Origin of the sequence: Streptococcus oralis, from assembly GCF_001579025.1 — a bacterium.
In the GTDB taxonomy this organism is placed as follows: domain Bacteria; phylum Bacillota; class Bacilli; order Lactobacillales; family Streptococcaceae; genus Streptococcus; species Streptococcus oralis_X.
The window spans coordinates 555746-566813 of the sequence record NZ_KQ970235.1 but is presented as its reverse complement, the minus strand read 5'-3'; the positions used below and the strand labels follow the sequence as shown (position 1 = coordinate 566813).

12 protein-coding genes are annotated in these 11068 nt (G+C 40.1%); 1 reads left to right on the top strand and 11 read right to left on the bottom strand.

Annotated elements, in window-relative coordinates; genetic code table 11:
• The coding region (locus SORDD27_RS02660; protein WP_196755620.1) for an ABC transporter permease at nt 1-549 on the bottom strand (549 nt) is incomplete at its 3' end.
• Between the two features lie 384 nt (nt 550-933).
• On the opposite strand from SORDD27_RS02660, the gene SORDD27_RS02655 reads away from it, so the two are divergent.
• Nucleotides 934-1218 (top strand): DUF3270 domain-containing protein, encoded by a 285-nt coding sequence (locus tag SORDD27_RS02655; protein WP_001276158.1) that lies wholly within the window; start codon nt 934-936, stop codon nt 1216-1218.
• Between the two features lie 64 nt (nt 1219-1282).
• Here SORDD27_RS02655 and SORDD27_RS02650 read toward each other — a convergent pair whose 3' ends face one another.
• From SORDD27_RS02650 to SORDD27_RS02605, 10 genes are all read right to left on the bottom strand, one after another.
• Entirely contained in the window at nt 1283-2620 is a 1338-nt protein-coding gene (locus SORDD27_RS02650; RefSeq protein ID WP_061427164.1) for a sensor histidine kinase, read from the bottom strand.
• Entirely contained in the window at nt 2610-3284 is a 675-nt protein-coding gene (gene ciaR, locus SORDD27_RS02645; RefSeq protein ID WP_000590630.1) for a two-component system response regulator CiaR, read from the bottom strand. Before ciaR ends, SORDD27_RS02650 begins: the two co-directional genes overlap by 11 nt.
• A 109-nt stretch (nt 3285-3393) precedes the next feature.
• Nucleotides 3394-5940 (bottom strand): M1 family metallopeptidase, encoded by a 2547-nt coding sequence (locus SORDD27_RS02640; RefSeq protein ID WP_061427162.1) that lies wholly within the window; start codon nt 5938-5940, stop codon nt 3394-3396.
• A gap of 120 nt (nt 5941-6060) precedes the next feature.
• Nucleotides 6061-6501, bottom strand: coding sequence for an ASCH domain-containing protein (locus SORDD27_RS02635; RefSeq protein ID WP_061427160.1), 441 nt, complete (start codon nt 6499-6501; stop codon nt 6061-6063).
• On the bottom strand, nt 6443-7345 hold the full coding sequence (locus tag SORDD27_RS02630; RefSeq protein ID WP_061427158.1) for a putative PEP-binding protein: 903 nt from the start codon (nt 7343-7345) through the stop codon (nt 6443-6445). The genes SORDD27_RS02635 and SORDD27_RS02630 overlap by 59 nt, the downstream gene beginning before the upstream one ends.
• Complete coding sequence (locus SORDD27_RS02625) at nt 7323-7823, bottom strand: NUDIX hydrolase (protein ID WP_061427156.1); 501 nt, start codon at nt 7821-7823, stop codon at nt 7323-7325. The genes SORDD27_RS02630 and SORDD27_RS02625 overlap by 23 nt, the downstream gene beginning before the upstream one ends.
• Before the next feature lie 10 nt (nt 7824-7833).
• Nucleotides 7834-8532 (bottom strand): 3-oxoacyl-ACP reductase, encoded by a 699-nt coding sequence (locus SORDD27_RS02620; protein WP_061427154.1) that lies wholly within the window; start codon nt 8530-8532, stop codon nt 7834-7836.
• Complete coding sequence (locus SORDD27_RS02615; protein ID WP_000141913.1) at nt 8525-8761, bottom strand: DUF2829 domain-containing protein; 237 nt, start codon at nt 8759-8761, stop codon at nt 8525-8527. Before SORDD27_RS02615 ends, SORDD27_RS02620 begins: the two co-directional genes overlap by 8 nt.
• A 98-nt stretch (nt 8762-8859) precedes the next feature.
• The gene (locus SORDD27_RS02610; protein ID WP_061427153.1) at nt 8860-9786 is read right to left on the bottom strand and encodes an aldo/keto reductase; all 927 of its coding nucleotides are present in this window, start codon (nt 9784-9786) and stop codon (nt 8860-8862) included.
• A 94-nt stretch (nt 9787-9880) separates the two neighbouring features.
• A complete protein-coding gene (locus SORDD27_RS02605; RefSeq protein ID WP_049518535.1) occupies nt 9881-10915 on the bottom strand; it encodes a DNA/RNA non-specific endonuclease in 1035 nt (344 codons plus the stop codon).
• Between the last annotated feature and the right edge of the window lie 153 nt (nt 10916-11068).

The following is an 11068-nucleotide window of genomic DNA, read 5'->3' as shown; positions in this document are numbered from 1 at the left end:
GGTCCAATAAGTTGTCAGACTCGTAAAGACAACAGGCTCAGTGAAAAACTTATTTCCTTGAGTCAGGCCTACAATCTTGTAACTTGTCTCACTTCCATTGAGCTGAATGGCATCACCTAGCTTCATCCCATAGTTCTCAAAAGACTGATCCACGACAACCTCATCATCCCCTTCTGGGTACCTTCCCTCCGTTAAACTAGGAGAGATAAAAGAGTCCCAATTTTGAGCAAAGATGGAAACGTTGATCTTTTCACTACCATCGACTAGATTGGTTACAGCGAACATATAGCCCAATGGAGCAGCCTCTTCAGAACTCTTTTCCTTGTAGTCCTTTTCAGGAATAAAGGATGCCGTCAAATTATCATTTGCGTAGTCGGATAAAACGACACCCGTCGCTTGCCAATTATCAATAGCTGCTCGGTTGTTTCGCACAAGACCAAGAGCTAGACTGGTCATAAAAAAGACCATAAAAGCGATAAGAAAAATGGTCGTTAAGATCAAACTATATCGAAGTTTGTTTCGTAATATCTCTTTGATAGCAAGATACATGCTTATCTCCTTTTACTTTTCCCAGAGGTAGCAAGAATGCAACCCAGTCCAATAGACAGAATCTCTGTCTTATCATCCATTCAAAACAACTCCTACCTATACTTTTTAAAATAAATCAGGTAGCAACTTAACAAATCATCTTAGGAAAAAGCCTCAGCTTGCTATCAATTTATATAAGTTATCCTTTCCTTTCTCAGTATATTTATAAAAGAGAAGGTCAGGTCATCTGTTTTAAGTGTAACATCCATGCTACCATTTTCCCTTGTAGGTGTCAAGAGAGCGACTTAGAGAATGATAAGAGACTTTAGTAGTTTTGTAACAATCCTGTAATAATTCTCTGCATAAAAAATGATAAAATAGTTATGTATTGTTAAGGAGAGAATCATGTCCGCAAGAAAACTAGAAGCTTATGAGTTTGAACAAGCTCCCGAATCGAAACAAACTCCGCTTTACCAAGATTACACACCTGAAGCCCCAGTCGGCCCTAACCTAAAAGAGATTTTATTTTTTGTAAATATCGCTTGTTTCTGTATTTTTATGGCACTTTTTAGTTTTATCTTTTTAGCTATAAAATTTAATACAGCTTTATCCTTTGTCGCTGCAATGGGTCTTAGTTTCGCCCTTTTACAACTTCAAAGAAAGATAATGAAACGAAAATTTTCAAAATAAAGGTTGGTACTACTACCAACCTCTTTTTCAGTTATCAAAAAAGACAGTTCTATAACTGTCTTTTTTATTTATTCTTACGTTTTGAAGGAGATTGAATAGCAATCTTAACTTCAAAAATTGTCCCGCTAGGTTTGTTATCTTTGACGCTAATCGTTCCTCGTAAGGCATCTACGATCTGCTTGGCTAAAGATAGTCCAAGACCAAAGCCACCTTTCTGACGGGTTCTCGCCTTGTCTACACGATAAAAGCGGTCAAAGATTTTCTTCTTATCGGCAGCTGAGATCCCAATTCCGTTATCCGTTACTGTTAGATAGAGGTGGCGATCTGTAGCATAGACTACAAACTCAATTTCCCCATCTTCTTCAGTATACTTGATGGCATTGTCAAATAAAATGGTCATGAGTTGTTTTAGGAGCAACTGATCGGTCATGAATGGACGGTAAATTCGATTTTCATAGTTGAAAACACGATCATTTTCAGAAGCAATTAACTCATAGTTGGCAAAGGTTGTTTTAAAGAATTGTGGAGAAACTTCTGCTATTTCTGGTTTGATTCCATCATCTCGACGTGCAAGGTTGAGAAGATTGGTCGTGAGGAAACGCATGTTGCGAACCTCTTCAAGACTGGAAGCGATACTTTCGCTGGATTCCATGATTGTTGCCTCTGGTTTTCGAAAGAGATTCTCTAAACGATTTTGTAAAACGGCCAAAGGCGTTCTCAGTTCATGACTCGCATTTTCAACAAAGGATTTCTGCTTTTGCATACTTTCCAGCAAGGGTTTGACACTGACACGTGCCAGGTAAACACTGGCAATTAAAGACAGGAGCCAGAAACTAGCCATGACTACAACAATTAAATGCTCGTGGTTTTGGCTGATTTGCTCGAGCTGGCTGGTATTGATTAAAACCGCAGCATATTTGACGTTACTTGAGACGGAAGATGAGTTGGTTTCCATCAAAATCATCCGATAGGTTTCTTCCTGACCATAGCTATTGACAACTTGGATTTGGCGAATGTGATTCAACTCCTTTTTGTCCAGCTTGATCTTGTCCAAACCTAAAAAGCGATTGCCCAGTAAGAGCTGATTAAAATCCTTGTCAAAGAGCAAGACTTCCGTATTGGAGCTGACATTGGGCTTGATTTCAGCCTTGTTGGCATCCGCTGTTGCTGGTTGAATATCCTTAACCTCTTCAGTTGCCCGATTCAGGGCTAACTGGATAACCGCTTGGGGACTGCTACTAAGGGCTTGGAGTTTTTCATCTACAGAAGTGTAGAGACTCGAGTGCATGACCTGGAGGATAATCAAGGTCATAGCAGAGAAGATCAGGGTGAACACTCCAAAGTTTCGAATGAAATAGCTGAAATCATCCGCATACCATGTTTTTTTTAGTTTATTGAACATCTTTTAAAATATACCCGACACTACGCAAGGTTTGAAGATTTTCAGCAAAGGCTGTTCCCTTCAATTTCTTACGAACTTTTGAGACATAGACTTCTACAACGGAAATCGTCGTATCGCTATCAAATCCCCATAGACGGTCAAAAATTTGCGTCTTGGGAAGAATAACATTTTGATTTTGAAGGAAATAAACCAATAACTCAAACTCTTTTCCGAGTAGTTCCACAGGCGTGTCTTCCACCTTAACCTCATTCGTTGAAAGGTTGACGACAATATCCCCATAGGTCAAGGTGTTTTCGTTAAACTTACCTGAACGTTTGAGAAGGGCTTGGATCCGCATTTTAAGTTCTTCTAGGTAGAAAGGTTTGGTAAGGTAGTCGTCCGCTCCCAACTCAAAACCATGTCCCTTGTCATCCAAACTTTCCTTAGCTGTCATGATAAGGACTGGTGTCGTAATTCCTTTTTCACGCAATTCTTTCAGAACTTGGAAGCCATTTTTTTCCGGCAACATCAGGTCAAGCAAAATCAAGTCATAGACGCCACTTTCTGCTTCGTAGAGACCTTCTTCTCCATCAAAAACCTGCATGACATCTGCAAAATCATCTAAAAAGTCAAATACTGAGTTTGACAGGCCTAGGTCATCTTCTACTAATAAGATTTTTATCATGAGAAACTCCTCCTTGTTATGATTATTATACCAAAATTGCCTTAAAAAAAACTCAACTCTCTCTCGTTTTCAGATAGAAAGTTGAGTTTTTGTTTACATTTTGAACGAATTAAGCCTTAGCATATTGGGCTACAACAGCTTCTACTGCAGCTTTCTCACGCTTAATCAAATCAACACGCGCTGCGATATCCTTGATCCCCATACGAATGTTACGGCTAAGAGCAAGGTCAGAGAGTTGTGGCTCAAAGAATTCCTTGTACTCTGCCAAGCGTTCTTCTGTTTTAAAGATGTGTGATGGGAAGATGACAAAGCTGTCAAAGCTCATATCCCCACCAAGAGCTGCCTTGATCCAATTCCAGTTTTCACGCGCCCAAACCCAAACAGTTTCTTGGGTAGCTTGGTGTCCTAGGAATTGGAGGTACCATGAAGAAAGGTCTTGTGGTTTCACCACAAATTTGTCCTTCCATGAACGAATCAAGGTTTGGATATTATCAGCATCTGTACTGTAGGCTAGAGCAGCTGCCAACTGGCGTTTGAAAACAGCATCTGTGGCATGAGTGTAGAGGTCCAGATAAGTTGCGACCAAGTCCTTGGTCTCATGGTGTTTCATTTCATTAATGAGAACTTGAGCACGGATTGCTGCTGGAAGTCCTGCAAGATTCTCCTTGTGAGCTGCAAAGATTTGGCTAGCAACTTGACTAGCTTCTGCATCATTTGAACGAATCATCATAGAAACAGCCAACTGACGAACCAATTCGTCTTCATCTGATTCTCCATCTTTGGCTTCAAAACCAAGACGGTCATAGTTGCGACGAGCCAATTTAGCAACCAGACTGTTAAAGGCTTTCTCAGTTTCTGTTCCTTCATCAATAAAGCGCTCAAGGGCAGCAATCACTTGAGAAACAGCTGAAACTACCAAGTAAGACTCTTCTTTAGCAAGTTTATCAAGGACTGGGAGCAAGTCAGCATAAGAAATGTGCCCTGCTTCAGCCAACAAACGACGTTCTTGAACGATTTGAAGTTTACTTGTGTTATCAAGTGTCTCTAGCTCAGCAAGAACAGCTGCTAACAAGTCTCCTTGATAGTCGGTAATGTAGTGGGCCGTATTTTCAGTATTGAGACGAAGAGCTCCTTCATTTTCAGCAAGAAGAGCGGTGTAGCCAGGGATTTCGATACTTTCAGTTTCGAGTGTATCTGGCAAGCCTTTCCAGTTGCTGTTGAGTGGCACCACCCAGAGGCGGTTCTTGTCTTCGTGCTCACCGATAAAGAATTGTTTTTGTGAAATCTTCAAGATAGCATTTTCAACTTTGACAGTGAGAACTGGATAACCAGGTTGTTCCAACCAAGAATCCATAAAAGCTGCAACATCACGTCCTGACGCTTTTCCAAGGGCATTCCAAAGGTCACGACCAATGGTATTGCCATATTGGTGTTTTTCAAAGTAGGCATGCAAACCTTTAGCAAAATCAGCATCACCGAGCCAACGGCGAAGCATGTGCATGAGACGGCTTCCTTTGGCATAAACGATAGCTCCATCAAAGAGGGTATTGATTTCGTCTGGGTGTTTAACCTCGACGTGGACAGACTGAACGCCATCAGTCGCATCACGTTTAAGTGCTCCCGGCACACCACCTGTTTGGAAATCTTCAAAGATATTCCAACTTGGCTCGATGGCATCCACACAGACGTATTCCATCATGTTAGCGAAGCTTTCATTGAGCCAAAGGTCATCCCACCATTTCATAGTCACGAGGTTCCCAAACCATTGGTGGGCGAGCTCGTGAGCGATAACAAGGGCAACCTGTTGACGGCTGGCAAAGGTTGAGTTCTCATCCACAACTAAGTATACTTCACGGTAGGTTACCAGACCCCAGTTTTCCATTGCACCCGCTGAGAAGTCAGGGAGGGCGATATGAAGAGATTGAGGGATTGGGTACTTAACTCCGTAGTAATCTTCGTAAAACTCGATTGAGCGAACGGCAATGTCCAATGAGAAATCAAGGTTTGATAATGGGTGAGCTTTGGTTGAATAGACACCTACGAGGGTACCATTTTTAGTTTTAGCCGTCACCCCTTGCAAGTCACCAGCTACAAAGGCCAACAAGTAAGATGACATACGAGGTGTTGTCTCAAACTTCCAAATACCTGTTTCCTTGCGGTTTTCAACATCAATTTCTGGCATGTTTGACAAGGCCAATTCACCTTCTGCTTGGTCAAAACGTAGAGAAAGGTCAAAAGTTGCTTTGGCTTCAGGCTCGTCCACACATGGGAAAGCTTCACGCGCAAAATGGCTTTCGAACTGAGTAGACAAGACTTCCTTCTTGATACCATCCACTGTGTAGTAAGAAGGGTAGATCCCTGTCATGTTGTCTGTAATTTTTCCTGAAAAAGCGATGACCATTTCAACTTGACCAGCCTCAGCCAGTTCGATATGAAGGGCTTCATTTTCATGATCAACTGTAAATGGACGAGCTTGACCCGCAACTTCTACAGAAGCGATTTCCAAATCTTTTTGGTGAAGGGAAATACGGTCAGTCTTGGCTTGACCAGTAATAGTCACCTTTCCAGAAAAGGTCTTGGTCTCACGACTCAAGTCTAAAAATAAATCATAGTGTTCAGGAACAAATTGGGTAATAAAATGTTCAACTGCTTGCATAGTTTTCTCCTATTCTAAGTTTAAGAGTTTTACTCTTCTTCAAACAAACTTATTATATCATGTTTTGCTTAAGAAAAAAGGATTGGACGGTAATTTCCAAAACTTTCTTCCTTCTACAGTCTAGAGTGGGTAGACCTTGCGAAATTCTTCTAAAACAACCTTGCTGTCAGGTGTAAAAGTTAGTCCAGCCTCCCTCATCCACTCGGTGAAACAGTCCTCATGAACCTGGCGCCAATAGGCTAGGGATTTGTCACCTTCCCCTTCCTTAAAGGCGTGGTCAGCAGAAACTTGATTGAAAGGCTGAACGGAAACCTTGGTAATTTCGACAATGCAGACAGCCCGATCTTGACTATCTAAAATAACATCGAAGGTCCCTTCTTGTGGAAGAGGTTCGTCTTCTAGTGCGTAGAGGTCGTAGGCTGAGGCGGTTGCTGTCTTCTCGCCTCTTAGTACCAAATCTGCCAAGAGATCTGCTTCCACTCCAAAAGCCCAGGCATCTATCTCATCTCCGATAGAGGGATTGATTTGCTTGTATGCATTCCACATTTCTTGCGATGTCATGTGTGCTCCTTTGTAATTTTTTACTTACTTCTTTTATACGTTTGAGATGGTCTGGATGATCAATCTCTAAATTAAAAATCTCTGGAATAGAACTGTAGTGGATAATGCACTTGATACCCATCTGATTCATTTTTTGTATGAAAGAAATATTCAGATAGCCTGCTACTGCGAAATCTATCTTTTTCGCCGTTGCTTTATCCTGCATCTGTCTCAGCATATCTAACATAATGGGATTTTCCATATCATGCCATTGACTATTTCTCACAGTCGCAAAAACAAAAGAAGTCAAATCGTTCATTCCAACAACAATTTTTGAAATACCAGTTTCCAGTATTCTGTCCAAATCAAAATACGCAGACGGTAATTCAATCATAGCGCCGACTTTCCCAGTAAAACTATGCTGACGCAATGCTGTAATAGCTTGTTTTAATTGGTCGGCATCATTGACAAAAGGAAAAATAACAGACAGATTGGGATTGGTTTGATAAACTTCTGTAACGACATTTGCCTCAGCCTGAAATTCATCTGAACATGCCAACAAACGCCTTATCCCTCTATATCCAAACAAGGGATGATTTTCATCAAAATGCTCTTTAGTCCCCTCTAAACAATTAGCTTCTGTATTTGTTAACTCTGAAAAACGATACCAAACCTCTTCATCTGAGTACAAGGAGCAAATGGTATCTAGATAATCTTTTACAAATTGCTGACAACTTGCTAATAGGATGTTTTGATTAAGCTCTCTCAGTAAGTATTCTCCACGAATCATACCAACATGATGTAATAATTGAGGGTAAACTTTTTCAACAATTCGTTCGCCACTAAGGGCAAGTTGGTTTCTCATCATTCACCTTCCAATTCATATACAAGGTCTTGTCCAGTTCTGGAAGTCCTAATAACTCTGCTTTGACCTTCAAGACTAATGGCGATGCATTTTCCTCTGTAATTTTCTGAATATCCATCCAAATATATCCGAGTGAATCATTCGCACCATCAGACACAGCTTCAGAAATCGTGACTTGAGGTTCCTCCTCGTTTATCTCAATATCATAAAAGGCCATGATATGATGTACGACGAAGTTTTGCCCATTTTCTTGAACTAGCACATCATAGATTCTAGGGTTTGAATAATCGCTAAGCGTATACCCCGTCTCTTCCATAACTTCCCTCTTGAGAGTTTCTGTCAACCCCTCACCTAGTTCCTGACTCCCACCAGGTAAATCATAACGATGTTGATAAGGGCCTCTCGTTTTTTCAATGCAGAGAAGTCTACCTTCTTGAAGACAGACTCCGTATACACCAAAATGATGTTTGATTTCCATCCTACTCCTCCTACTTCAAAGACCAGCCACCATCCACTGTCAGGATTTGTCCTTGCATGGCGGATACGTGACCGCTAGCTAGGAATATGCTGACTTCTGCAATTTCACTTGGCTCAATCCAGCGTTTGATGGGTGTCTCGCTAGCCACCCAATCTGCCAATCCACCTGGCTCAAAGTCAGCTGCAGTCATTCCAGTCTTGACTGCACCTGGAGCAATACCAAAGACCTGAATCCCAGCTTCAGCATAGTCTAAAGCCAACTGCTTGGTAAATCCAGCCAGGGCATGCTTAGAGGAAGTATAGGCGTGACCACCACCACCAGCTAGACTTGAGGCAATGGAACACATATTGATAATAATTCCTTTTTTATTTTCCAACATTTGTGTCAAATAATACCGAGTCAACTCAACAGGAGTCACGTAGTTGATTTCAAAAATCTCTTGAATTTCCTGGGCTGATTGTTCCAACAGTGGTTTGTAATCATCCAAAACTCCAGCAGTATTGCACAAAACATCCACATAAGGGCACCAGTCAAAAATTGGCTCCAAGTCCAAGGTCAAATCTCTCTGTAAAAAGTGAAAATCACCCTCTAAAACTGGATTTTCACCTTGGTCAACTCCATAAACTTGATAGCCATTCTCTAAAAAGAGGCGAGCTTGAGCCAGACCGATCCCTGAACTTACTCCCGTAATCAATACACGTTTAGTCATGCACTTCTACCCAATCCGTCGCCAAAACATCACAAGGTGTCGGGCTCCACATAGAAAAACCTTCTCCTTCGCCAGATACGTTGATTAGGAAATAGGGCGTCACTTCAAGTGCAACTCCGTTTTGTTCAATCGTATCAAAAAGTTGAACATAGTTTTCAGCCCCTCCCCAGCCAGTACGAACATATTTTTTCTTAGCCTTTAACCCAGGCAAAATTTCTTCAAATGTCATAGTTTTCTCCTTTTATATCGATAAATCTTCACTTCATTATAACAAAAAACCGCTTTAAAACGGCTTTTTGATTGTGATTTATTCAAATCTGCTTCTACCTAGGGCAAATCATTCCCTGCAGCAAGATAAATTTCATACCATTCTTTTCTTGTTAAGCTAAAGTTTGTTGCTTGGCTAGCTTCTATCAAATGCTTTGGATTTGTTGTACCTACGACTGCCTGCATTTTAGCTGGATAACGCAATATCCAAGAAATTGCAATAGTTGAAGGAGTTACTCCATATTTAAAAGCTAAACGATCAAGTACTTGATTCAAAGCTTGAAATTTCTCATTTCCAACAAAATTCCCTTTAAAATACCCGAATTGTAAGACAGACCATGCTTGAATGACCACATCGTGCAATTTGCAATATTCAAAAATGCTACCATCTCGCATAGTTGCTTGACTATCTTCCATATTAACATGAAAACCTGATTCGAATCCTGGAGTAAAAGCCGCACTCAATTGTAGCTGATTAACAGCTAACGGCTGCTTGACATCTTTTTTAAGCAACTCCATCATCATAGGATTTTGATTAGAAACTCCAAAATCTCGGACCTTACCTTGTTTATAAAGAAGATCAAAGGCTTCTGCTACTTGGTCAGATTCCATCAAAGCATCTGGTCGATGAAGAAGCAAGCTATCTAGATGATCAATCTTCAATCTTTGCAAAATTCCGTCGACTGATTTTATAATATAGTCCTTAGAAAAATCAAAATAGGTAAATTCTTCAATGCGAATGCCACATTTGGACTGAATCCACATCTTTTCTCTTAAATCTGGACGATTTTTTAGGACAATACCTAACAGTTCTTCACAACGACCACGACCATAAATATCAGCCAAGTCAAAAGCATTGATTCCAACAGAAAGTGCTGTTTCTACAAGCTCTTCAACTTCTTTTACAGACTTATCTTTTATTCTCATCATTCCGAGAACAATTTCTGATAATTGTTTGTCATCTTGACCAAGAGTTATGTATCTCATCAAATTTTTCTCCTTTAATTCTACATTCTTCATTTAATTATAACAAAAAACCGTTTTCCAACGGCTTTTTGACTGTGTATCTACTAAATTCTTCTTACCACTGCAATCCGGCTTCTCTGATTTCTTTCTTAGAAGCAAATTTACCATTTGGTCTGTGCCATCTCCCTTTTCTATCTCTAAAGTAGCCACCTGAATTTGTTGATGGCGAGTTTGATTCCTGGCTTTCTTCCTGTTCTTGTGCGGCTTGGCGAGCTTTTTCCTGTTCTTCTTCTTTTGCTTTCTTTTCAGCTGCTTCTTTTTCTTCTGCCTCTTTCTTGGCTTTTTCCTCAGCTTCCTTCTTAGCCTTTTCTTTTTCTTCTTTTATCTTTGCATCTTCAACTGTATTTTTAGCCGTACCGTCCAAATAATTGATTTCCGCATTAGCTGAAACATTGTCTAAAACAACATGCGTCACTGAATACTGATCAACCTTTTCTTTACTACCACCCAATTTGATTTCCAAGAGTTTGCCATTTTCATCTATTCCCACATACTGCAATTCAATTTGTCTCGGAATTAATTCATCTTTCTGATAGATTGGGTTTACCTTGTAGTCAAGATAATAGTTGGGGTGATTGGCCAACCAAGAGTCCAATCGATTTTCATAATAAAGCATGCTACTTTGGTTTTGGTCATCTGTTCCAGAATAATTTCCAGCATTGAGCCAGTTAGTCATAGGAACCAAGTTTTTCTTTTCATCGTTTAATCCACTAAATTGGTAACCAATCAGATGACCTCTACTCATCAACCAAGCTTCTTTTTTACCATCACCATAAAAGAATTTATAATTGTGCCATCCAACTGGATCATAAGTCAACTTGGACTCTCTCTTCTCAGTTGGCTCATCACTGTCCTTAAGTTGAATATGAGCACCCGTTGCGCGTGATTTAGAATCCAATTCTCCAAGTTCTAGTTGTTTCTCATTTTTAAAAGGCAAGAGTCCAGCTTCTTTAAACAACTTCTCATCAAACTTGATTTGCTTCTGTTCAATTTTTTCTTCTGGGACCTTTGATTCCGCCTTATGTCCAGAACAAGCAACTAATGTTGTGATGGAAAGCAAAGCAATTGAGAAGGATAGTAACTTTTTCATAAAATTCTCCTTTTTATATAATAATTAGATTAATATCTCCTATTACATTTTACTATCATTTTGTTAATTGTTCAAGAATAAAGATACTGTTATTATACTATTTCTCCTCCAATGTTCAAAACAAAAACGATAACCACTTTTCAGTAGTTACCG